At 62.5% G+C, this 22,610-nt stretch carries 21 protein-coding genes; 6 read left to right on the forward strand and 15 right to left on the reverse strand.

Annotation, left to right across the window (positions count from 1 at the left end):
* Window positions 1-46 precede the first annotated feature (46 nt).
* From Q9451_RS01455 to Q9451_RS01465, 3 genes are all read left to right on the forward strand, one after another.
* On the forward strand, window positions 47-844 hold the full coding sequence (locus Q9451_RS01455) for a transporter substrate-binding domain-containing protein (protein ID WP_025752328.1): 798 nt from the start codon (window positions 47-49) through the stop codon (window positions 842-844).
* Window positions 845-923: 79 nt separating this feature from the next.
* Window positions 924-1,886 (forward strand): amino acid ABC transporter permease, encoded by a 963-nt coding sequence (locus Q9451_RS01460; RefSeq protein WP_012274579.1) that lies wholly within the window; start codon window positions 924-926, stop codon window positions 1,884-1,886.
* Window positions 1,879-2,613: an amino acid ABC transporter ATP-binding protein gene (locus Q9451_RS01465; protein ID WP_003249271.1), complete on the forward strand. Its 735-nt coding sequence runs from the start codon at window positions 1,879-1,881 to the stop codon at window positions 2,611-2,613. The genes Q9451_RS01460 and Q9451_RS01465 overlap by 8 nt, the downstream gene beginning before the upstream one ends.
* Before the next feature lie 34 nt (window positions 2,614-2,647).
* Here Q9451_RS01465 and Q9451_RS01470 read toward each other — a convergent pair whose 3' ends face one another.
* From Q9451_RS01470 to ubiE, 11 genes are all read right to left on the reverse strand, one after another.
* On the reverse strand, window positions 2,648-4,591 hold the full coding sequence (locus Q9451_RS01470; RefSeq protein ID WP_012274578.1) for a methyl-accepting chemotaxis protein: 1,944 nt from the start codon (window positions 4,589-4,591) through the stop codon (window positions 2,648-2,650).
* A 162-nt stretch (window positions 4,592-4,753) separates the two neighbouring features.
* Complete coding sequence (locus Q9451_RS01475) at window positions 4,754-6,670, reverse strand: methyl-accepting chemotaxis protein (protein ID WP_012274577.1); 1,917 nt, start codon at window positions 6,668-6,670, stop codon at window positions 4,754-4,756.
* Window positions 6,671-6,771: 101 nt separating this feature from the next.
* A complete protein-coding gene (locus Q9451_RS01480) occupies window positions 6,772-7,479 on the reverse strand; it encodes a 16S rRNA (uracil(1498)-N(3))-methyltransferase (protein WP_012274576.1) in 708 nt (235 codons plus the stop codon).
* Window positions 7,476-8,264 (reverse strand): twin-arginine translocase subunit TatC, encoded by a 789-nt coding sequence (gene tatC, locus Q9451_RS01485; RefSeq protein WP_012274575.1) that lies wholly within the window; start codon window positions 8,262-8,264, stop codon window positions 7,476-7,478. The genes Q9451_RS01480 and tatC overlap by 4 nt, the downstream gene beginning before the upstream one ends.
* Entirely contained in the window at window positions 8,261-8,638 is a 378-nt protein-coding gene (gene tatB, locus Q9451_RS01490) for a Sec-independent protein translocase protein TatB (protein ID WP_012274574.1), read from the reverse strand. The genes tatC and tatB overlap by 4 nt, the downstream gene beginning before the upstream one ends.
* A 3-nt stretch (window positions 8,639-8,641) precedes the next feature.
* Entirely contained in the window at window positions 8,642-8,914 is a 273-nt protein-coding gene (locus Q9451_RS01495) for a twin-arginine translocase TatA/TatE family subunit (protein WP_012274573.1), read from the reverse strand.
* A gap of 25 nt (window positions 8,915-8,939) precedes the next feature.
* Window positions 8,940-9,275 carry a phosphoribosyl-ATP diphosphatase gene (locus Q9451_RS01500; RefSeq protein WP_012274572.1) on the reverse strand — a complete coding sequence of 112 codons (336 nt, stop codon included), beginning with the start codon at window positions 9,273-9,275 and terminating at the stop codon, window positions 8,940-8,942.
* A 1-nt stretch (window position 9,276) separates the two neighbouring features.
* On the reverse strand, window positions 9,277-9,669 hold the full coding sequence (hisI, locus tag Q9451_RS01505) for a phosphoribosyl-AMP cyclohydrolase (protein WP_012274571.1): 393 nt from the start codon (window positions 9,667-9,669) through the stop codon (window positions 9,277-9,279).
* A 72-nt stretch (window positions 9,670-9,741) separates the two neighbouring features.
* Window positions 9,742-11,364, reverse strand: coding sequence for a ubiquinone biosynthesis regulatory protein kinase UbiB (ubiB, locus tag Q9451_RS01510; protein ID WP_012274570.1), 1,623 nt, complete (start codon window positions 11,362-11,364; stop codon window positions 9,742-9,744).
* A complete protein-coding gene (locus tag Q9451_RS01515) occupies window positions 11,361-11,984 on the reverse strand; it encodes an SCP2 sterol-binding domain-containing protein (RefSeq protein WP_012274569.1) in 624 nt (207 codons plus the stop codon). The genes ubiB and Q9451_RS01515 overlap by 4 nt, the downstream gene beginning before the upstream one ends.
* On the reverse strand, window positions 11,984-12,754 hold the full coding sequence (gene ubiE, locus Q9451_RS01520; RefSeq protein ID WP_012274568.1) for a bifunctional demethylmenaquinone methyltransferase/2-methoxy-6-polyprenyl-1,4-benzoquinol methylase UbiE: 771 nt from the start codon (window positions 12,752-12,754) through the stop codon (window positions 11,984-11,986). Before ubiE ends, Q9451_RS01515 begins: the two co-directional genes overlap by 1 nt.
* Window positions 12,755-12,878: 124 nt before the next feature.
* On the opposite strand from ubiE, the gene Q9451_RS01525 reads away from it, so the two are divergent.
* Window positions 12,879-13,154: a polyhydroxyalkanoic acid system family protein gene (locus Q9451_RS01525; RefSeq protein ID WP_012274567.1), complete on the forward strand. Its 276-nt coding sequence runs from the start codon at window positions 12,879-12,881 to the stop codon at window positions 13,152-13,154.
* A gap of 12 nt (window positions 13,155-13,166) precedes the next feature.
* On the opposite strand, the gene Q9451_RS01530 is transcribed toward Q9451_RS01525, so the two are convergent.
* On the reverse strand, window positions 13,167-17,864 hold the full coding sequence (locus Q9451_RS01530; RefSeq protein WP_012274566.1) for a DUF6543 domain-containing protein: 4,698 nt from the start codon (window positions 17,862-17,864) through the stop codon (window positions 13,167-13,169).
* 177 nt (window positions 17,865-18,041) lie between these two features.
* On the opposite strand from Q9451_RS01530, the gene Q9451_RS01535 reads away from it, so the two are divergent.
* Together Q9451_RS01535 and Q9451_RS01540 are read left to right on the forward strand one after the other, a co-directional pair.
* On the forward strand, window positions 18,042-18,461 hold the full coding sequence (locus Q9451_RS01535; RefSeq protein WP_012274565.1) for a phasin family protein: 420 nt from the start codon (window positions 18,042-18,044) through the stop codon (window positions 18,459-18,461).
* A gap of 10 nt (window positions 18,462-18,471) precedes the next feature.
* Entirely contained in the window at window positions 18,472-19,248 is a 777-nt protein-coding gene (locus Q9451_RS01540) for a phasin family protein (RefSeq protein ID WP_012274564.1), read from the forward strand.
* A 121-nt stretch (window positions 19,249-19,369) separates the two neighbouring features.
* On the opposite strand, the gene Q9451_RS01545 is transcribed toward Q9451_RS01540, so the two are convergent.
* Genes Q9451_RS01545 through phaZ form a run of 3 tightly spaced genes read right to left on the reverse strand, consistent with a single transcriptional unit; the run spans window position 19,370 to window position 22,584 of the window.
* Window positions 19,370-19,984 (reverse strand): TetR/AcrR family transcriptional regulator, encoded by a 615-nt coding sequence (locus Q9451_RS01545; RefSeq protein ID WP_345960885.1) that lies wholly within the window; start codon window positions 19,982-19,984, stop codon window positions 19,370-19,372.
* Window positions 19,985-19,997: 13 nt separating this feature from the next.
* Window positions 19,998-21,680 carry a class II poly(R)-hydroxyalkanoic acid synthase gene (gene phaC, locus Q9451_RS01550; protein ID WP_012274562.1) on the reverse strand — a complete coding sequence of 561 codons (1,683 nt, stop codon included), beginning with the start codon at window positions 21,678-21,680 and terminating at the stop codon, window positions 19,998-20,000.
* A gap of 52 nt (window positions 21,681-21,732) precedes the next feature.
* Window positions 21,733-22,584: a poly(3-hydroxyalkanoate) depolymerase gene (gene phaZ / locus Q9451_RS01555; protein ID WP_012274561.1), complete on the reverse strand. Its 852-nt coding sequence runs from the start codon at window positions 22,582-22,584 to the stop codon at window positions 21,733-21,735.
* Window positions 22,585-22,610 lie beyond the last annotated feature (26 nt).

Consider the following 22,610-nt stretch of genomic DNA (forward strand, 5'->3'; position numbering starts at 1 on the left):
CCAACAATAAGATTCGCTACTTTTCTTGCTAGGGGACTTGGTGATGATCAAGAAATACCTTTCGCGACTGTTGGTCGGTGTTACCGCCCTGGTCGCCGTGACAGCGGCCCAGGCGGGCGCCATCGATGACGCGGTCAAGCGCGGCACCTTGCGGGTGGGCATGGACCCGACCTACATGCCGTTCCAGATGACCAACAAGCGTGGCGAGATCATCGGCTTCGAAGTCGATATCCTCAAAGCCATGGCCAAGTCGATGGGCGTCAAGTTCGAGGCAGTGTCCACCGCCTATGACGGCATCATCCCGGCCCTGCTGACCGACAAGTTCGACATGATCGGCAGCGGCATGACCCTGACCCAGGAGCGCAACCTGCGCCTGAACTTCAGCGAACCCTTCATCGTGGTTGGTCAGACCCTGCTGATCCGCAAAGAGCTGGCTGGCGAGATCAAGTCGTACAAGGACCTGAACAACGAGAAGTACCGCCTGACGTCCAAGCTGGGCACCACCGGCGAAATGGTTTCCAAGAAGTTGATCGGCAAAGCCAAGTACCACGGCTACGACAACGAGCAGGAAGCGGTGATGGACGTGGTCAACGGCAAGGCCGATGCCTTCGTCTATGACGCCCCATACAACGTGGTTGCCGTGGAAAAAGCCGGCGCCGGCAAGCTGCTGTTCCTCGAAGAGCCCTTCACCTACGAGCCGCTGGCCTTCGGCCTGAAGAAAGGCGACTACGACAGCATCAACTTCATCAACAACTTCCTGCACCAGATCAAGCATGACGGGACCTACGATCGTATCCACGACAAGTGGTTCAAGAACAAGGACTGGCTGAAGGAAATGGAATAAGGCCCAGGCCAAAAGCCCGGCTTTATGACCCCGACGCGCAGGCAAACCCTGCGCGTTCGCATTTACGGAAGTACCCCACGTGATCAAACACAAGAAAGCCCAGTGGCCCTGGCACGGGCTGACCGCCCTGGTCCTGGTGGGCCTGGCGCTCAGCCTGTACATGGCCACTTCGATGATTTCCTACGAGTGGCGCTGGAACCGCGTACCGCAGTACTTTGCCTACAAGGCCGAGGAAACACAGCGCGCTGCCAATTACGGCACCGTGCAGGAAATCGTCATCTCCGGCGATAACGCTCGCGTCACGCTGAAGGACGAGAGCGGTGCCGAGCAAGTGCTCGATGTGGCCAAGGACAGCCTGCAGCTGAGCCGTGGCGACGATGTCGCCGAAGGCGACCCGATTGGTGTAACCCGGCATTGGGCAGCGGGCCCGCTGGCCTGGGGCCTTTGGACCACCTTGTGGATCTCGGTGGTGTCCGGGGCACTGGGCCTGGTGATCGGCCTGTTCGCTGGCTTGTGCCGGTTGTCCAACAACCCCACCCTGCGCGACCTGTCGACCGTTTATGTCGAACTGGTGCGCGGCACGCCGCTGCTGGTGCAGATCTTCATCTTCTACTTCTTCATCGGCACTGTGCTCAACCTGTCCCGGGAATTTGCCGGGGTGGCGGCGCTGGCGCTGTTCACTGGCGCCTACGTGGCCGAAATTGTCCGTGCCGGCGTGCAGTCGATCGCCAAGGGCCAGAATGAAGCAGCTCGTTCCCTGGGCCTGAACGCTGGCCAGTCGATGCGCCACGTCATCTTGCCGCAGGCGTTCAAACGTGTGCTGCCACCGCTGGCCGGCCAGTTCATCAGCCTGGTCAAGGACACTTCGCTGGTGTCGGTAATCGCCATCACCGAGCTGACCAAGAGTGGCCGTGAGGCTATCACCACCTCGTTCTCTACCTTCGAAATCTGGTTCTGCGTGGCAGGCCTGTACCTGCTGATCAACCTGCCGCTGTCGCACATTGCCAGTCGGCTCGAGCGGAGGCTTGCGCAAAGTGATTGAAGTCCGTGACCTGCTGAAAGTCTTCGACACCCGTGGCCAGGTGGTACGGGCTGTGGATAACGTCACCACCCAGGTCGCCAAGGGCGAAGTGGTGGTAGTGCTCGGCCCGTCGGGGTCGGGCAAGTCGACCTTCCTGCGTTGCCTCAACGGCCTGGAGCATTTCGACCAGGGCCATGTGGCCATCGACGGTCTGCAGCTGGCCGACCCCAAGACCGACATCAACGCCTACCGCCGCGAAGTCGGCATGGTGTTCCAGCACTTCAACCTGTTCCCGCACATGACCGTGCTGGAAAACCTGTGCCTGGCGCAGAAGGTGGTGCGCAAGCGCAACAAGGCTGACCGCGAAGCCAAGGCCCGGGCGCTGCTGGAAAAGGTCGGCATTGCGCAAAAGGCCAACGAGTTCCCGTCTCGGCTTTCTGGCGGGCAGCAGCAGCGCGTAGCGATTGCCCGAGCGCTGGCGATGGACCCGAAAGTGATGCTGTTCGACGAACCAACCTCGGCGCTCGACCCGGAAATGGTCGGCGAGGTACTGGACGTGATGAAGACCTTGGCCCAGGAAGGCATGACCATGGTCTGCGTCACCCACGAAATGGGCTTTGCCCGCGAAGTGGCCGACCGTGTGCTGTTCTTCGATCATGGCAAGCTGCTGGAGGATTCGGCCCCGGCCGCGTTCTTCGCCGCCCCGAAAGACCCGCGTGCGCAGGCCTTCCTGCGCCAGGTGCTGTAACCGCATGGGGGGCGCTTTGCGCCCCCCAGCAATTTCAGATGTTGAACCGCCCCACCATCCCCCGCAACTGCTGCCCCAGCTGCTCCAGCTCCCCGCTCGAAGCCGCCGTCTGTTCACTGGCCGCACTGGTCTGATCCGACACATCCCGCACGTTGATCACACTGCGGTTGATCTGCTCGGCCACCACGCTCTGTTCTTCACTGGCCGTGGCGATTTGCTGGTTCATGCCCTGAATGCTCGACACCGTATCGGTTATCTGGCCCAACGCCTGCCCGGCCTTGCGGCTCAGCTCCACGCTTTGCTCGGTCAGGCTCTTGCTGCTGTCCAGCAGGCGGGTCACTTCGTCGGTACCGTTGTGCAGGCTGTCGATCAACTGGCCAATCTCCTCGGTCGCCGTCGAGGTGCGCTGGGCCAGGCCGCGCACTTCATCGGCCACCACGGCAAAGCCACGCCCGGCTTCTCCCGCCCGTGCAGCTTCGATCGCCGCGTTCAGGGCCAGCAGGTTGGTCTGTTCGGAAACCGACTTGATCACGTCGAGGATGCTGCCAATGCGCTGGCTCTCGCCCGCCAGGTGTTGCATGGCCGCCAGGCAATGGTCCATCTGCCCGGCCAGTTGTTCGATACGGCCGATGGCCTCTGCCACCACTCGGTCGCCCAGTTGTGCCTGCTGGTCGGCGTTGCTCGCGGCCAGCGAGGCCTGCTCGGCGTTCTGTGCCACTTCCTGCACGGTGGCGCTCATCTGGTTCATGGCGGTGGCCACTTGGTCGGTCTCTTCGCGCTGTTGGTTGATGCGCAGCTTGGTGTCCTCGCTACTGGCCGCCAACTGAGTGGCGGCCTGTGACAGTTGGCCGACACCCTGGTCGATGCCACCGATCAGTTCGCGCAGGCTCAAGGTCATCTGGCGCATGCTGGTTTGCAGCTGGCCCATTTCGTCGCGGCGGTGCACTGCGTCAACCTGGCTCAGGTCACCCTTGGCGATACGCGCGGCCACGGCGAGTGTCTGGCGCAACGGTTGGGTGATCTGCACGGTGATCAGCCAGGCGGCCAATACCCCTACCACCAGTGCCATCAGCGCCACGCTGGTCAGCAGCGAGCGGGCGGCCAGGGCCTCACTGTCGCGTTGTTCGACCTTGCGTTTGCCCAGTTCGAGGCTCGTCGCCCGCAGCTCGGTGCCCATGATGTCCAGGTTGTTCTGCAACTGCTCGACACGTACGGCGGCGTGGCGGTACTGCTCAAGGCTGGCGCGGTACTTGGCCAGCTCGACACCAGGCTGCTCGCTGACTGCGCGTGGCAAGCCCAGCGGCGCAAGGCCTGCAAGCAGTTGCCCGAGGCTACTGTTGGCGGCATCCAGGGCGTTGTCGCCGACTTTGGCGAAATCCTCGACCGGATCGAAGGTATAGGCCGGCACCAGGCTTTGCTGGTTGGCCCCGTCGACATGCCGGGTGAGGGTGTCCATCAGCCCCAGTACACCGTTTTGCTGGCTGTCTGCAGGCATCTTCAGTAAAGCCTGGGTTTGCAGTTCGTCGATCGCCTCGTTGAGTTTCTGCTCCTGTATCTGCATGGCCTTACGCAAGCCAGTACGCTTGGCGACGTATTGCTGCAGTTCGCTGAAGTCGCTGCGCATGCGCTGCAACAGTGCCAGGTCTTTAGCCAGCAACTGCCGTGATTCATCGATGCTGCTGCGATGCTGCAACGTGGTCAGGAGGTTTTCGAGCTGGTCGTAGATGCCGGTCATGCGCGTCTTGCTGGTGTCGTCGCTGAGCACGCGGTAGGTGATGCGTTCTGCGCGCAGGTCTTTGCCCAGGTCGTTGATCAGGTTTATTTCGCCGAGCTGCTGCGAGCGCACGATCGCGCCATCCAGGGCGCGCCAGCCACTGAGTGTGGTGGCCAGGGTGAGTAGCAGGACCACGGCGAAGCCGAGGGCCAGCTTGGCAGCGACACTGATGTTGCCGAGCTTGCGGTTGAGGTAGCCGAGCATGGGGAATCTCCGAGCGATTGGGAAAATGCATGCAGGCGTATTGCCGGCATCACATCCCTGCCAATCGGCAGCGGAGTTGTAGGACTTGACCTGATAATCAGGTAGGAAATTTCACTGCTGCATGTAGGATGGTTCGCCTGTACAGGCGAACCACCTCTCAGCTCAGAGCTTGAACCGCCCCACCAACCCCTGCAGGTGGGTCCCCAGCCGCGCCAGCTCAACGCTGGAGCTGGCCGTCTCTTCGCTGGCCGCCGAGGTCTGGTCAGAAATATCCCGCACATTCATCACGCTGCGGTTGATCTCCTCGGCCACGGCTGTCTGTTCCTCTGCCGCCGTGGCAATCTGCTGGTTCATCGCCTGAATCGACGACACGGTACGGGTGATGGTTTCCAGCGAGCTGCCGGCGCGGCGGGTCAGCTCGACGCTGCTGTCGGTCAGTTGGCGGCTGTTGTCCATCACGCTGGCCACCCGTTGGGTGCCGCTTTGCAGGCCGGCAATCAGCTCTTCGATCTCTTCAGTCGACTGCTGGGTGCGTTGGGCCAGGCTGCGCACTTCGTCGGCCACCACGGCAAAGCCACGCCCGGCCTCACCGGCGCGGGCGGCTTCGATCGCCGCGTTGAGGGCCAGCAGGTTGGTTTGCTGGGCCACCGACTTGATCACGTCGAGCACGCTGCCGATTTTGTCGCTTTCGGCCTTGAGCTGGTTCATCGCTTCGCTGGAGTTGATCACTTCGCCCGCCAGGCGCTCGATCTGCGCCACCGCTTCGCCCACCACCCGGTCGCCTTCACGGGCCTGCTGGTCGGCCATCAAGGCGGCTTCCGAGGCCTGTTCGGCATTGCGCGCTACTTCGTGCACGGTGGCCGTCATCTGGTTCATGGCAGTCGCCACTTGGTCGGTTTCGACCTTCTGGTTGTTGACCCCGGCGCTGGTCTGCTCGGTGACGGCCGACAGTTGCTCGGCAGCGCTGGCGATCTGCGTGACGCCGTCGCCAATGCCGCCGATCAGTTCCCGCAAGCCTTGGGTCATGCGCTGCATGCTGGCCTGCAACTGGCCCAGTTCGTCGCGACGTTGCACTTGCAGGTTCTGGGTCAGGTCGCCACTGGCCACGCGCTCGGCGGCGCGCAAGGTTTGGCGCAGGGGGATGATGATCTGCCGGGTAATGGCCCAGGCGGCCAGCAGGCCGAGGGCTAGGGCCAGCACCGTGGCCACGGCGAGCAGGGTCTTGGCCTGGGCTGCGCCTGCGTCACGTACCTCGGTCTGCGATGTGGTCATCGCCTGGCTGGTCTGCAGCAGCAGCGTACCTTGCTCGGCCATGTGCTGCAGGGCCTGCTCGCTGGCGGCCTGGGCATTGCCGAACTGGGTGACCGCATCGCGGTAGCCGCCCATGGCAGTGGCAGCATCGTCGAGGCCGGCGGCATGTTCGGCCGACACTTTGGCCGGCAATGCGCGCAGCTCGGCCAGGGCCTGGTCGATGGCCTTCAGCGCCGTTTGCTGGAACTCGGCATTGCCGCTGTAGGTGTAGCCACGCACCTGGAAGCGGGCTTGCTGGAGCAGGGCGCTCACCTCCACAGCGTGCTGGTACTGGTTGATATCGCCACCTTGCAGCAGGCCCCGCTGCACGCGGCCGATCAGCTCTGCGGCCTTGTCGGCGCTGTCGCCAAGCACACTACGGCTGGCCTCGCGGCGCTGGCCGGCCTGCTTCAGCTCGTTGAATGCCTGCTGGTAGATGCGCACAGCCTCACGCTGCTGCTCCAGGCGCTGGCGGTCGGCGGGGTGTTCGATCTGCCCGAGCATCAGCTGCACCTGGCGGTCGAGGTTGGCCAGGGCTTTTTCCAGCTCGGCCACCGACGCATCATCACTGCGGCGCTCGTAATGCTGGCGGGCAATGCGCAGTTCCTGGGTGTACTGCTGGATGACCGAGATGTTACCCAGCTTGTCGCCACGGTCGATGATGCTGTCCATGCCGTGCCAGCCGGCCAGGGTAATGGCCAAGGTCAACAGCAGCACCAGGCCGAAGCCCAGCCCCAATTTGCGATTGACGCTCACATTGCCCAGCGATTGGGCTAACCATTGATACATGTACGACTCCCCGGCGGCTTGGCAGCACAAATAGTTGTTGTGTTGCCAAGGCCATCGGCCCCGGGGAGGGAAACTTGATGGGTGAAAAAGGGGCGTTTACGTCAGAAAATACGCGAAAGCAGCGCGGTGACGGCGGTCTCTACCCGTAGGATGCGATCACCCAGTTGCACCGGTGCCAGCCCAGCCTTGCCCAGCAGCTCGATTTCGTAGGGGATCCAGCCGCCCTCGGGGCCAATGGCCAGGGTTACGGCTTGCTCCACGGCACGCGGGCAGGCGGGGTAGGGGCCGGGGTGGCCGACCAGGCCCAGGGTGCCAGTGGCGATGGCGGGTAGCCGATCTTCGACGAAAGGCTTGAAACGTTTCTCGATGATCACCTCGGGCAGCACCGTGTCCCGCGCCTGTTCCAGGCCGAGGATCAGGTTTTCGCGAATGCTCTCGGGCTGCAGGAAAGGCGTTTGCCAGAAGCTTTTCTCGACCTTGTAGCTGTTTACCAGGATCAGCCGTGATACGCCGAGGGTGGCCACGGTCTGGAACAGCCGCCGCAGCATTTTGGGCCGCGGCACCGCCAATATGAGGGTTAATGGCAGCTTGGCCGGTGGTGGCTGGTCGAAGGCTACTTCAAGTTCGGCTTCGTGCTTTTCCAGGCGCAGCACCGTGGCTTTGCCCATCAGGCCGTTGATGCGGCCCACGCGCAGGTTGTCACCCACCGCCACGCGATGGATTTCCTGCATGTGGATGAAGCGTCGGTCGGCGAGAACGACGCGGTCGGCCGAGACGAAGTCGGCCTCTTCAAGAAGCAACAGGTTCACGGTTGGGTCGCAGGTGGCTGGTCGTTGTGGTCGTTGGCTTCTTCGTCGTGGGCACTACGCTTGCGGATCAGGCTGCCGCACAGCACACCGACCTCGAACAGCAGCCACATGGGCACGGCCAGCAAAGTCTGGGAGAAGATGTCCGGCGGGGTGAGGACCATGCCGACCACGAAACAGCCGATGATCACGTAGGGGCGGATCTTCTTCAGGTACTTCACGTCGACCACGCCGATCCACACCAGCAGCACCACCGCCACCGGGATTTCGAAGGCAACGCCAAAGGCGAAGAACAGCGTCATCACGAAGTCGAGGTAGTTGGCGATGTCGGTCATCATTGCCACGCCTGCCGGGGTGGCGGCGGCAAAGAACTTGAACATCAGCGGGAACACCAGGAAATAGGCAAAGGCCATACCGGCGTAGAACAACAGAATGCTCGACACCAGCAGTGGAATGGCAATGCGTTTTTCATGGCGGTACAGCCCTGGCGCGATAAAGCCCCAGATCTGCTGGAGAATGAACGGGATGGCCAGGAACAGCGACACGATCATGGTCAGCTTGAACGGCGTGAGGAACGGCGAGGCCACGTCGGTGGCGATCATCGTCGCGTTGGCCGGCAAATGGTCGCGCAGAGGCGCCGAGACCAGGGTGTAGATCTGCTGGGCGAAGGAGAACAGCCCGGCAAAGATCAGGAAAATGACGGCAACGCAGCGCAGCAGGCGGGTGCGCAGTTCGGTCAGGTGCGAAACCAGCGGCATAGGCTGGTCGTGTTCCGGATTCTCGCTCATGGGGCTCGCGGCGGTTGAGGCGGTTCAGAAGGTGCGACCGGGGCGGCAGGTGCTTCGACCGGCCTGGCTTCGAGCCCGGCAGGCGGCTGCACGCTGGCCGTGGTTACCGGCGGCTGCGCGGGTGGCGTCAGCGGGTTGAGGATGCGCTTGGCTTCCTCTTCCATCTGCAGGATGTGCTCGTTGTGCAGCTGCCGGCGGATGTCGTCAGCGCCGATCTCGCGCTCCACTTCCATCTTGATGCTGTTGAAGCTGCGCTTGAGCCGGCCGATCCACAGCCCTGCCGTGCGTGCGGCACCCGGCAAGCGCTCGGGGCCGAGCACCAGCAGGGCGACCAGGCCTACGAGCAGCAGCTCGCTGAAACTGATGCCGAACATGGGTCAGTCTTTCCGCTGCGGCTCTTGGACCGGTTGGGCCTGGCCATCGATGGTGTGGCCTTGCTGCGGCTGCGCGGTGTTTTGCACCGGTGGCACGGGCTGGGCAGGCGGCGGCGTTTGCTCGGCTGGCTTGGTCTCTTCTTCGTTCATGGCCTTGCGGAAGCCCTTGATCGATTCGCCCAGGTCGCTGCCGAAGTTTTTCAGCTTCTTGGTGCCGAACACCAGGACCACGACGACCAACAGGACGATCCAGTGTTTCCAGTCAAAAATACCCATGGTGCTCTCCTAGAATGCTTTGTGCTCAAGCCGAGGGCTGACGCGCGGCCTTTTCATCGTGCCCGGAAAGCCCGAAACGGCGCTCCAGCTCATCGAGTACGGCTTGTGGATGCTGGCCCAGTGCGCTGAGCATCACCAGGCTATGAAACCACAGGTCGGCGGTTTCGTAGATGACATCGCTGTAATCCTTGCTGTGCTCGGCATCCTTGGCAGCAATGATCGTTTCGACCGACTCTTCGCCGAGCTTTTCGAGAATCTTGTTCAGGCCCTTGTGGTACAGGCTGGCCACATAGGAGCTGTCAGGCGCCGCGTGCTTGCGTTCTTCAAGCACTTCGGCCAGGCGGTTGAGGGTGTCGCTCATGTCAGTGTCCTGCGCTGTAGATGGCATCCGGGTCCTTCAGGACCGGGTCGACGATTTTCCACTGGCCGTCTTCATACACGCGGTAGAAGCAGCTTTCACGGCCGGTATGGCAGGCGATATGGCCCAGTTGCTCGACCATCAGGATGATCACGTCGGCGTCGCAGTCCAGGCGCAGCTCATGCAGCTTTTGCACGTGCCCGGATTCCTCGCCTTTGCGCCACAGCTTGCCGCGCGAACGCGACCAGTAGATGGCGCGTTGCTCGGTGGCGGTCAGGGCCAGCGATTCACGGTTCATCCAGGCCATCATCAGCACGCGTCCGGTCTTGTGGTCCTGGGCGATCGCCGGTACCAGGCCATCGCTGTTCCACTTGATCTCGTCCAGCCAGTCTTTCATCGTCGACTCCAAAGCGGGCCCGCTCCTGTACCGGGCCCTTTGCGCTAGTGTGCCAGCCACGGGCGCGGCTGGCTATTGGCGCACGATCAGGTAAAGGCCGGCGGCCAGCATCAGCCAGGCCGGCCAGGCAGCAGGGGCGGCCAGGCTCGCGGCCTCGGCGGCGCCTGCGGCCAATACCGCACCACCGCCGAGCAGGCCGGCACCCAGCAGGCGCAGTGCCCAGCGGTCACCCTGGCGGCGACGCTCCGGCAGTTGCGGGTCGTTCAGGTGCGGCTGCGACAGGCGTTCGAGCAGGTCGCGGGCCATGTTGGCCAGGTGCGGCAACTGCTCGACCTGCCCATGAATGTTGCCGAACACGGCCTTTGGGCTGTAGCGATCGCGCATCCAGCGTTCAAGGAACGGTTTGGCGGTGCTCCACAGGTCCAGGTCAGGGTACAGCTGGCGGCCCAGCCCTTCGATGTTGAGCAGGGTCTTCTGCAGCAGTACCAGCTGCGGTTGTACTTCCATGTTGAAGCGCCGCGCGGTCTGGAACAGGCGCATCAGCACCTGGCCGAAGGAAATATCCTTTAACGGTTTTTCGAAGATCGGCTCGCACACGGTGCGGATCGCCGCTTCGAACTCGTTGACCTTGGTGTGCGCCGGCACCCAGCCCGAATCGATGTGCAACTGGGCGACGCGGCGGTAATCACGCTTGAAGAAGGCAATCAGGTTGCGCGCCAGGTAGTCCTGGTCCTCGGCGGTCAGGCTGCCGACGATGCCGCAGTCGATGGCGATGTACTGCGGGCTCCACGGTTTGACCGTGCTGACGAAGATGTTGCCGGGGTGCATGTCGGCGTGGAAGAAGCTGTCGCGGAACACCTGGGTGAAGAACACCTCCACGCCACGCTCGGCCAGCAGCTTCATGTCGGTGCGCTGGTCGGCCAGGGTGACCATGTCGGTTACCGGTACGCCGTAGATGCGCTCCATTACCAGCACCTTGGGGCGGCACAGGTCCCAGTACACCTGGGGCACGTACATCAGCTCGGAGCCTTCGAAGTTGCGTCGCAGCTGGCTGGCGTTGGCCGCCTCGCGCAGCAGGTCGAGTTCGTCGTAGATGGTCTTTTCGTAGTCGCCGACGATTTCCACCGGGTGCAGGCGACGGGCATCGGCCGAGGCTCGCTCGGCGGCCTTGGCGATCAGGAACAGCCAGGCCAAGTCCTGGGCGATGACCGGCTTCAGGCCCGGGCGTACCACCTTGACCACCACCTCTTCACCGGTTTTCAGGCGGGCGGCATGTACCTGGGCCACCGAGGCCGAGGCCAGTGGCTCGACGTCAAAGCGGCTGAACACCTCGCCGACTTTTGCACCGAGCTGTTCCTCGATCAACGCCACGGCTTTTTGCGGGTCGAACGGTGGCACACGGTCCTGCAGCAGCATCAACTCGTCGGCGATGTCGGTGGGCAGCAGGTCGCGGCGGGTGGACAGCAGTTGGCCGAACTTGATGAAGATCGGCCCCAGGTCCTGCAGCGCCAGGCGCAGGCGCGCGCCACGGCTGAGTTCGGTGGGCTTGCGGGGCAGCCAGCGCCACGGCATCAGCAGGCGCAGGCTGGCCAGCCACCAAGGCAGCAGTGGCTGTTCGAACAACAGGTCATCGAGACGGTAGCGGATCACCACACGCTGGATGCGAAAAAGACGGCGGACGGCGAGCAGCTTCATGCGTTATCGCTGGTATCAAGGGATCGGGAGAGGCGCTTGAGGCGCGCCTCGAGGCGTTCTGTATCGAGCTTCAGGGCATCGAGTTCGCTGAAGGCGGCTTCGGCTTCGCGCTTGCCGACCAGGGTGCGGGACTCTTCGGCCAGGTACTCGGACAGGTTCTGGCTGAAACGTGCCAGGCCTTGGCGGGTCCAGCGTGCACGCAGGCGGATATGGCCGGCCAGCATGGCCGTGGCGACGGGGCCGAGCCAGCGTTGCAGCTCGTGCTCCCAGTCCAGCTCCAGGTCCTGCAGCACGCCGAACAGGTCGAGCAGTACGGCACTGTCGCCATGCAGCTCGACCTGCGGGCTGTGCAGCACAGCGGTCTTGTCCCTGGCCAGGGCCAGCTGCGCCAGGCTGCCAGCCGGGGCACGCAGGCTGCAGTCGACTTCGCCCTCCCAGTGGGCGGCGAGCATCAGGCCGTCTTCATCGGGCAGGATGAACACCTGCAGGGCCGGTTGGCGGCAGTCGATCTCGATGACCTTGCCTTCCAGCGCGGCCAGGCGCGGCAGGGCCGTGCTGTCCATGCGCAGGACGCGGTTCAGGCCATGTTCGACGCTGGCGAGCAGCCCGGCCAGCAGCATCAGGGCTTGATCCCCCGGTGTACGGCAACGATACCGCTGGTCATGTTGTGGTAGGTGACGCGGTCGAAGCCGGCCTCGACCATCATGCTCTTGAGGGTTTCCTGGTCCGGGTGCATGCGGATCGACTCGGCGAGGTAACGGTAGCTCTCGGCGTCATTGGTGATCAGCTTGCCGGCCAGCGGCATGAAGGCGAACGAGTAAGCGTCGTAGGCCCTGGACATCAGCTTGTTGGTCGGCTTGGAGAACTCCAGGATCAACAGGCGGCCACCGGGCTTGAGCACGCGCAACATCGAACGGATGGCTTCGTCTTTGTGGGTGACGTTGCGCAGGCCGAAGGCGATGGTCACGCAGTCGAAGTGGTTGTCCGGGAACGGCAGCTTTTCGGCGTCGGCCTGGACGAACTCGATGTTGCCGGCCACACCACGGTCAAGCAGGCGGTCACGGCCAACCTTGAGCATCGAATCGTTGATGTCGGCCAGTACCACTTGCCCGGTCGGGCCTACCAGGCGCGAGAACTTGGCCGCCAGGTCACCGGTGCCGCCGGCAATGTCCAGTACGCGGTTGCCGCTGCGCACACCCGACAGCTCGATGGTAAAGCGCTTCCACAGCCGGTGCATGCCGCCGGACAGCACGTCGTTCATCAGGTCGTACTTGGCGGCTACCGAGTGGAACACTTCGGCGACTTTCTTCGCCTTCTGGCTTTCAGGCACGTCCTGGTAGCCAAAATGAGTGGTGGGTTCGGCGTGGTCGCCTTTGCGCTGGTCGTTCATATCGCTTCACCGAAAAAAATTACCGCCATTCTAGGGCGAACGGGCGGATTTGTCTTGGCGGGGTGTGCCAGTGGGCAGGGGCGGGCATAATGCCAATTATGTCTACATCTTCAGGAATGCCCGCATGACCCAGATCAGCGTCGAACGCAAACACTCCCTCGGCCGCGATGCCGCCCGCGCCAAGGCCGAAGCGCTGGTCGACAAGCTCAGCCGCGAATATGACCTCAAGGCCACCTGGAACGGTGACCGGGTCGATGTGGCCCGCAGCGGCGCCAATGGCAGTGTGCACATCTTTGATGACAGCATCCGCGTGGAACTGAAGCTGGGCATGATGCTGTCGATGATGAGCGCCACCATCAAGGGTGAAATCGAGCGGGCGCTGGACAAGGCGCTGGCCTGACGCCTGCGGCCTTCAGCTATCGGGGAACGGGATGATGTCCTCGACCTGCTCGAGGCGCAGATCACCCCGGTAGATTTCGTATCGCTCTGCCGGGGCCTGTGCGCGTTGCAAACGCTCCTCGCGGCTCATGGTGTTCGGGAACTTCAAATGGCCTTTGGCAAAGCGCCGTGGGTTGGCATTTGCGCTGGTGTAGTGGAAATGCGCTTCCCAGAGCTTCTGCCTGGGTTCCAGGCGATAAACGTCATAGACATCCAGAAAGTCATTGGCCTTGAGCCTTTTGCGGGCCCTGGTGAGCTTGACCTCGATTTCGTTTGCCTCCAGGAGGAAATGCAGGGCCTTGCTGTCCGGGTGCTGAGTGCCCAGGTAGGCGGTGGTCAAGAGGCGCTTTTTTTCTGCCCGCACTTCGGTAACTGCCAGGTCCAGCCTGGTGGCCAGTGCATGCCCTTGGTCCGGGCCGGCGCGCAACGCGTCGGCGATGTCTGCCATGTCCTGAATGTAGAAATCAAGCTGGTCCGCCAGGCTGTTTGGCCCGTCCAGGTGGCGGGAGGCGTGGGCGATCCTGGTATCTTTCTGAGCCAGCAGGTCGGCGCCGGTGCGGCGCAAGCGCGTGTAGTCGGGTGCTGACGCAGCTTGCGGCACCGCTTCCCAGTGATCACCTTGTTGCTGATAGCGCGCAACCGTTTTTTCGGTCAACGGGTCGACCTGCACGGCTTCGTCGCCGTCCTTGGTTTCTTCGACCACCACTGATTTGCCCCGGCTGGTGCGGATAACCTTGCGTTTCACAGATCGCACTTTGTGGGTCAGCGGCTGTTCGAGCGCTGTTTCCTGCAGATCGGCCGCGGCAGAAGTGGCGGCCAAGTCACGCTCAGTCAGGGTTATCAGTGCATTCAGCTCTGCGATGTATTCGTTGAGTTTGCTGCTGTTCACCGCCGGAATGTTGCGTGAAAGCAAATACTCGGCATTGCCCAGTGACAGTTTGTATTCGCCTAACGCGCTTTCCAGTGGCTCTTTCTGTTCTTCTGGGGCCAGCTGGGCTGCAGCCAGGCTGTCGTGGCTAAGCAGCGCTTCGTGCAGTGGCTTGTTACGCAGGGTTTTATGCGAGAGCAGGACACTTTCGAAGTCCTCCGCAGTTAGCTGATCTCTGCTCACGACCAACTGATACAGGTCGCTCAGGATCTGAGCTCGGACCATCAGTGTGGAATATCGCCGGTTGTTGATGATGACATCGAGCTTCTTGCGTTTGCCAGAGAACTGGATCTGCCCATCTGTCAGTGCCTCGCTGAGGTTGTGGTCAAGGCGTTGGCTGACGTTGAAGAGGCGTCTATGGGTGGCCAGTGCTGCTTCGACCTTCTTGCTGTAGTCCAGGTACAGCTGTGCCTGCTCCTGGCCGAAGGGTAACTGCAAGAGCCGACGTGACTGGTCTTTAAGTGCGGCATAGTCATTCATATCGAGCAGTCGGTGGAACTGATGCAAGTCGGCGGTAAGCAACTGTTCCCACCATTGCCCACGGGCGAAGGAGGCCACTGCGTTGGGGTCGAATCTGGCGTATTTGGGGTCACTCATGCTGGCGAAGAGCTGCGCTTGATTACTTATCAGCTCGGCCTGTTTTTCGTAGGTGAGGGCGAGCACATCAAAGTTCGCACGTGACTCGTTGCGCAGCGTGCGCAGTGCCCGCCGCCTTGCTTGCAGCTCCTCCGGCAGGTCGTCGAGGGCTGTGTCGGGGTAGGCATCGAGGGATCGCTGAAATGCCAGGTATGCCTCGTCATATGGCTTTACCCGTTGCAGATAGCCGTCGAGGAATATTTCTGTGTTGGTGAGCTTTTTGTCATTCGCCGCTCGGTCTTCCTGCATTTTCTTCAGCGCTTGTTTTTTTTCGTCGATCAGTGCCTTGGCTGTTCTCGGCATACCGCCCGACAGGTGCAAGTCGAGCATCCATTCACCGTTCCAGCGCGTCAGCCAAGGGCCGCGGCTGCGTTCGCGGCCGACAATGTAGTAGCCGTCAGGGGTTGCACCCCATGACTGCGACCATTCGCTGTGACTGACCTGCGGTCCGATGATGCGTACGCCGCTCCAACTTTCTTCGACCTCGTAGGCGACATCCTGCAATTTCACGTAGTAGCGGTCGTCAACCTTGTACAGGCCCCGCAGACGGCCGCTGGCCAGCGCAGTCTGCTCGTTAAGGCTGATCTTGGCGCGTAAGGTGGCGAGCGCCGCACGGGCTTCGCGGGGCAGGTTGCCGAGCCGTTGGTCGTGGCCCCATTGGCTGATGTGGATTGGTGCGGGCCGGGACTGCTCGGCAGGAGCTTGCCAGGTTTCCTGTTCGGACGGCTGCTGTGCAATTGCGCTGCGAGCACGGCGCGGTTCGGGCTGAAGCGGCAGTTCAGCTTCGTGCTCGGCAGTACCGGGCCCGTGGGCCAGCAGCATGGCCAGGTTCAGCAGGATGTCGGCACCGGCGAGCAACTTTTCTTCGTCGCTACCCTGGGTCAAGGCTGTCAGGTCATCCTTGATGGCGAGCAGGGCTTCCACCAGCCAAGCCAGCAGACCTGCCGGCCCACGCAGCAGTGGCGTGACCGTGTTGAACGCCAGCCATGCGAGCCGCACGACCAAAGCCCAGCGTTGCTGGGCATTGGAGAGGCTCTGCCGTGAGGCCAGTAGCAGGAGAACGCTCGCCCTGGCCTGGTACATCGAACTGTCCACATCGCCTGACCATGGCGTGAAAGCCAATGTGGCAGGTGCTCGCAAGCGCTCGAGGGCATCAGCGGCCAGCCCAGGGCCAGGTCCCAACAGGTGGGCCAGTTCAGCGAGACCAGCATGCAAGTGTGGGTGGGTGAAACCATCATTGGCATAAATGGGGCGGGCATCGTCATCCAGCCAGTCAAGGACTTCTTGCTGCAGGGTGTGTTCGGTCCGAATGCTCGTCATCAATTGGCTGCGGCTGTCGAACTGCCTGATGGCCTGCCTGGCAAACAAGGGCCGGTAGAGTATCCAGGCCCCAGTTGCGGGTACTTCGATGACGAACATGCCATGCACCAGGTTGGTCTTTGGGCCACCCGGCACGCTGCACAATGACAGTGGCCCCATCTTCAGCGATGTACTGGCATGGGCTTCACGGCGGCAAAAATCCGCAACGGCCTGCCAGGTGCGCTCGTTCAACTGCCCCGTGATCTTGGCCTGTAGCGCGCTAAGCAGTAGCGCAACACGCCATTCTTCAGCAAAGCGCTGGCGACGTTCGTCGTTGTCAGAACCCGTCTGCAACTGGTCGTGGACATACTTCGGGTACTGGCCTCCGACATCCACGGCAGTGATCAGTGCATCGACATAATCAAGGTCCATCCAACTGCCGGGCGGCTGTTGCCCGGCCAGTTGAACCGCCGAAGCCACCTGGTCGCTACCCAATGGCAAACGTGAGATGGCCAGCTCGGTCAGGCTGATGGTTTTCAGGTACTCAAGCTTCGCGGGCCCCACGGAGGACACCTGCACGACTTGTGAAATCGTGATCCGCACCTGGTCAGGGTCGCAAAGCGGCTGGTTCGGGTGGTCATGACGCATTTGCTCGCGCAGGCGGCGAGCCGTGTAGTGCTGCAAGTCTTCGATCCCGTCCAGGGAGGTTTCACCGCGTGCCAGCATGTGCCCTGCCGTTAGCTCCAGCAGTGCCATGTGGTATTGGAAGCGGTCAGTTGCCGTGGCCTTTTCAAGCCAGTCAGGCAGCGTGATCGAGGGTGCCGACCGTTCGATACGAAAGCTCGCCGGGAATATCGATGAGGGGTCGCTCAGCTTGCTGAATACGCGCTCCAGATCAACAACCTGCTCGATAGTGCCAAGCTGCACCCGGTCAATCTTTTGCAGCAGGCCGTTGAGCAATTGCCGGGCCTGATAGGCGAACGGGTCTTCGGTCAATGCCACGCAGGCCCAGGTCATCGTATCGAACGCATGGTGCTCGGAAAGCTCGTCGCGCAGGGCGGCGGCGAACGCGCTGAGCCCGTTGAAACCGCGCACGGTACCGGAGGGGCTGCACCACAGAACCAGATCGCGTGCATCTTTTTTGCCCGTGATGAGCAGGTCCGGCAACACCTCATGGGCCACGTTGCCTGGGTTGCCGAGCGAAACCTGCAAAGCCTGTACGTCTACCGTTGTATGGGATCGAGCGAGCAGGGTGTACAGCAAGGCCTTCTGATCACTGTCCAGGCCTTGGTGCTCAAGCGTGGCGAGCAGTGCGGCCTTGAGTACCTGTTGCATCCACTGAAGGCGGGTTACGTCCGAGTCACCGTCGCGGCCGTTCCAGTAACTGATCTGTGCCTGCTGAAATGTCTCGCAAAGGGTTGCCAGCACATCGTCGTAGTCAGTGTTCAGGTCGGCCATGCGAATATCGATGGCCGGCGCGACATGCTGGGGGCGAAAGACGGTTGGTGGGTTCAGGCTGAGCTGATCCGTGGGCTCGAGCGCCATGGGCTGGCCGCTGAGAAAATGTTCGAGCAGTGTATCCACCAAGTTGCTTGGCTGTGCAGGTAGCTCTTCATCCAGGCTATGCAGGATGCTGAAGCCCGCTATGGAGCGCAGCTCTGGGTGGTTTTCGCGGGTCCATGGGTAGCGTGCCACGAGTGCGTCGTAACCTGCGCTGGCTACGACTTCGCGCAGGCTGGGGCGGTTGGCGAACTGCTGCGCTACCTGTTGCTTGAATGATAGGTATGCCAGGGGCAGTGATTGGGGCATGGTTTGTGGCTCCGGTCAAAGGGAGCCGAATGCTGAAACGCCAACCTGAAGCAGTGGCGGTAGATAAGTCAGCGTGGCGATCTTAGGGTGAAGATTCTAATTACAGCCTCTACCTTATGCTCAAGCCCAGCCTCCATGGGCGGTTCCTCCTCCACTCATGAGCATGAGGTACAGAGCATGGCCAAAGTGACTGTGAAGAAAAAGGACGACGCCCTGGGTACGCTGGGCGAAGTGCGCGGCTACGCGCGCAAGATCTGGCTGGCTGGCATCGGCGCTTATGCGCGCGTGGGCCAGGAAGGCTCCGATTATTTCCAGGAGCTGGTCAAGGCCGGCGAAGGCGTCGAGAAGCGTGGCAAGAAACGTATCGACAAAGAGCTCGATGCTGCCAACAACCAGATCGATGAAGCCGCTGAAGAAGTCAGCCGCGTACGCGGCAAGGTAGAGATTCAACTCGACAAGATCGAAAAAGCTTTCGACGCACGGGTAGGGCGCGCCTTGAATCGCCTCGGCATTCCGTCTAAACATGACGTTGAGGCGTTGTCGATCAAGCTTGAACAGCTGCACGAACTGCTTGAACGCGTCGCGCACAAACCATAAGGAGAGCAGGATGGCTGGCAAGAAGAACACCGAAAAAGAAGGCAGCTCCTGGGTCGGCGGGATCGAGAAATACTCCCGCAAGATCTGGCTGGCGGGGCTGGGTATCTATTCGAAGATCGACCAGGACGGCCCGAAGCTGTTCGACACGCTGGTGAAAGATGGCGAGAAGGCCGAGAAGCAGGCGAAGAAGACGGCTGAAGAAGTAGCCGAATCCGCCAAATCATCGACCACTTCGCGTGTGTCTGGTGTGAAGGACCGTGCGCTGGGCAAGTGGAGCGAGCTCGAAGAGGCTTTCGACAAGCGTCTGAACAGCGCCATCTCACGCCTGGGCGTGCCGAGCCGCAACGAGATCAAGGCCCTGCATCAGCAGGTGGATAGCCTGACCAAGCAGATCGAGAAACTGACCGGTGCTTCGGTTACGCCGATATCGTCGCGCACTGCCGCGGCCAAACCGGCTGCGAGCAAGGCAGCAACCAAGCCATTGGCCAAGGCCGCAGCGGCCAAGCCTGCGGCGGCAAAACCTGCAGCTAAAATTGCGGCGGCCAAACCTGCGGCCAAGCCAGCAGCCAAACCCGTGGCAGCCAAGCCTGCGGCGAAACCGGCAGCAGCCAAACCAGCGGCAGCGAAGAAACCCGCAGTGAAGAAGGCACCGGCCAAACCGGCAGCCGCGAAGCCTGCAGCTCCAGCGGCCAGCGCCGCACCGGCCGCGACCGCAGCACCGGCACCTGCCGCCGCCCCGGCAAGCAGCACGCCGTCGGCTCCGACTGGCACCGGTACCCTGATCTGATACCGCGTCGCCTTCTTCGCGGGCTTGCCCGCTCCCACAGGTACAGTGCCGATCAGCAGGTCAGCGCAGGCCCTGTGGGGGCGGGCATGCCCGCGAAGGCCTCTGCGCCGAAACAGCAGGTTTATCCTTCCAGATAGCGCACCGCCAATTGCTCTGCCGCCGCCCGTGCCTGCGCCTGCAGATGCGGCGCCACCAGCATCATCACCTGGTACACCACGATCCCCACATCCGCCTCGCGCCCCAGCACCCGCTGGTAATCCAGCGAAAACATCAGCGTCAATGTGATCTGCTCCACCAGTTGCCCCAGCGCCTGGGTCTCACTCTCTACCAGCCCCTGGCCCTTGAGGCTGGCCAACAGCGCCGCGAGTGTGCGTTTGAGCGCATTGATCAGGCCGCGCATGCCACGGGCCAGCTTGGGCAGGCGCCCGGTCAGGTTGGACAGGTCCTGGAACAGGAAGCGGTACTGTGACATGCGCTCGACGATCAAGTGCAGGAACAGCCAATAGTCCTCGGCATCCAGGCGCACATCCAGGGGAGGGTCGAGCAAGGGCATCAGCGCTTCCTCGAAACGCTCGAAAAGGCCCAATACCAAGGGTTCCTTGCCATGGAAGTGGTAATACAGGTTGCCTGGGCTGATGCCCATTTCGTTGGCAATTTCCAGGGTGGAGACGTTGGGTTCGCCCTGCTGGTTGAACAGCTGCAGGGCGCATTCCAGGATACGGTCGCGGGTTTTCATCCAGTCAGCATGCTCATCGGGTCAGCACATAGGTGCCTGGCGCGGGGCCTAGCGGTGGGTAAGTGGTATTGCCCAGCTCGCTGCGCGGCGCCTTGAGCGGGCCGGAGCGTGCAGTGATCCATTCCAGCCACAACGGCCACCAGCTGCCTTCGCTGCGTTTGGCGTCGTGGAACCAGGCGCGGGGGTCGCTGCTCAGCCTGGGGTTGGCCAGGTAGTACGCCTTGGGGTTGCCGGGCGGGTTGATGATGCTCTGGATATGCCCGCTGTTGGCCAGCACGAAGCGCCGCTCGCCACCCAGCAGCAAGGCCGAGCGGTACACCGCGTCCCATGGGGTGATGTGGTCGTTGCTGCCGGCCACGGTAAAGCTGTCCAGGTTGACCTGCTGCAGGTCGATGGGCGTGCCGCACACTTCCAGCCCGGCCGGGTAGGTCAAGGGGTTGAGCTTGAAGAACTCCAGCAGGTCGCCATGCAGCGCGGCGGGCAGGCGCGTGCTGTCGGCGTTCCAGTACAGGATATCGAAAGCCGGCGGTGTCTTGCCGAGCAGGTAGTTGTTGACCCAGTAGTTCCAGATCAAGTCGTTGGGCCGCATCCAGGCAAAGATCCGTGCCACCTCGCCACCGTCCAGCACGCCGCGCTGATAGGAGCGGCGTTTGGCGGCTTCGATGGTCTGCTCATCGGCGAACAGGCTGGCTGGGCTTTCGAACTTGCTGTCCAGCAAGCTGACCAGGTAGGTGGCGCTGCGCACGCGACGCAACTGTTTCTTGGCTTGCAGGTGGCCCTGCAGCGCAGCCATGGTCAGGCCACCGGCACAGGCGCCCATCAGGTTGGGGTCACGGTTGCCGCTGATGCTGCGGCAGGCATTCAGTGCTTCTTCCAGGGCCTGCACGTAACTGGAAAGGCCCCATTCGCGGTGGCGTGGGTCGGGGTTGCGCCAGCTGACCATGAACACCTGCAAGCCGTTCTTGAGCATGTACTGGACGAAGCTGTTGGTCGAGCTGAGGTCGAAGATGTAGAACTTGTTGATCTGTGGAGGCACCACCAACAGAGGGCGGGCGTGCTGCGTCTCGCTCAGCGGCTTGTACTGGATCAGCTCCAAAAGCTCATTGCGAAAAACCACGGCGCCAGGCGTCGCGGCGAGATTGCCGCCCACCTCGAACGCACGCTCGTCCACCTGGCGCGGCAGGCCATCGTTGTGGCGCAAGTCTTCGAGCAGGTGGGCTACGCCACGCACCAGGCTCTGACCGCCGGTGTTGAGCAGCTCCTTGATTGCCAGCGGGTTGAGCAGTGAGTTGCTGGGGGCCAGCGCATCGTTGATCAGGTTGAACAGGAAATGGGCGCGTGCTCGATCATCGTCGTTCAAGTGGCTTTCATCGATCCACTGGCGCGTCTGTTTCTGCCAGGCCAGATAGGCCTGCAGGCCACGGCGGTAGAACGGGTTCTGGCTCCAGGTCGGGTCACTGAAGCGCGCGTCACGTGGGTTTGCCTGGTAGGGCGTGTCCCCCAGCATCACCCGCCCCAGTTGCCCGCCAAGCGCCAGTAGATGGTGCGCGGTATGCAGCGGGTGGCGCAGGCCGTGGCGGCCGACGTTGCGCAACGTGGACAGCAGGTCGCGGCCGCGCAGGCCGAGGATGGCGTTCTGCACGTTCATGCGGGTGGCGGGGAGCGTTGTCGATCCTTTGCCCGGTTTGTCTTTCATGGCAACACTCCCTCGTTCTGGCCATGGCGCCGCCTCGCGGGCAAGCCCGCGCCTACACGCCCGAAGCCGGGCGAGGGTGCATGACTGCGCGCTGACGTTCTTGCTGCAGAAACTTCATGATGATGGGGGCGACGGCCTCGGCCCGGGTGATCAGGAACAAATGGCCGTCGTCGATAATGTGTAGCTGGGCATTGGGAATCCGCCAGGCCAGCAGGCGCATGTTGATCAGCGGGATCAGCGGGTCGTCGTCGCCGGCCAATACCAGGGTGGGCTGCTGGATCTTGTGCAGCCAGTGGATGCTGGTCCAGCCAAGCCCGGCGAACAGCTGCCAGTAGTAACCCAGCTTGCCGCCAGAGCGCACCTTGGCGGCATGGTGCATGGCCAGGTCCGGGTCGCGCCGGAAGCCGCCGCCATAGATCATCGGCGCAATGCGTATGACATGCGACGGCTGCACGTAGCGGCGGGGGCTGGCCATCATCCACAGCACCTTGGGCTTGCCTGGCACCATGACCGCGCCAGCAGCGGTGGCGGCCAGCACCAGCTTCTTGCAGCGCTCGGGGTAGTCGTGCGCGAACTGCTGGGCCAGGGCGCCGCCCCAGGACACGCCGATGACGTTGACCTGGCCGTAGTCGAGGTAGTCGAGCATCCGTGCCGTCAGCTTGGCCAGCCCAGGGAAGCGATACGGGTGGCGTGGGGTGGACGAGCCACCGACACCGGGCACGTCGAAAGCGATGACTTCCAGGTCCGGGTCCAATGCTTCGATGAACGGAAACACCAGCTCCAGGTTGGCGCCGATGCCGTTGAAGATCAGCAACGGCGTCAGGTGCGGCTTGCCCGGGCGGACGGCGGTGCGGATGGACTGGTCGTCCAGCTCGACGGTCCTGAAAATGTAGGGTTGCGGCATGCGCGTGACTCTTGGGTGAAGTAAAC

The sequence above is a fragment of the Pseudomonas sp. NY8896 genome, from assembly GCF_039634505.1.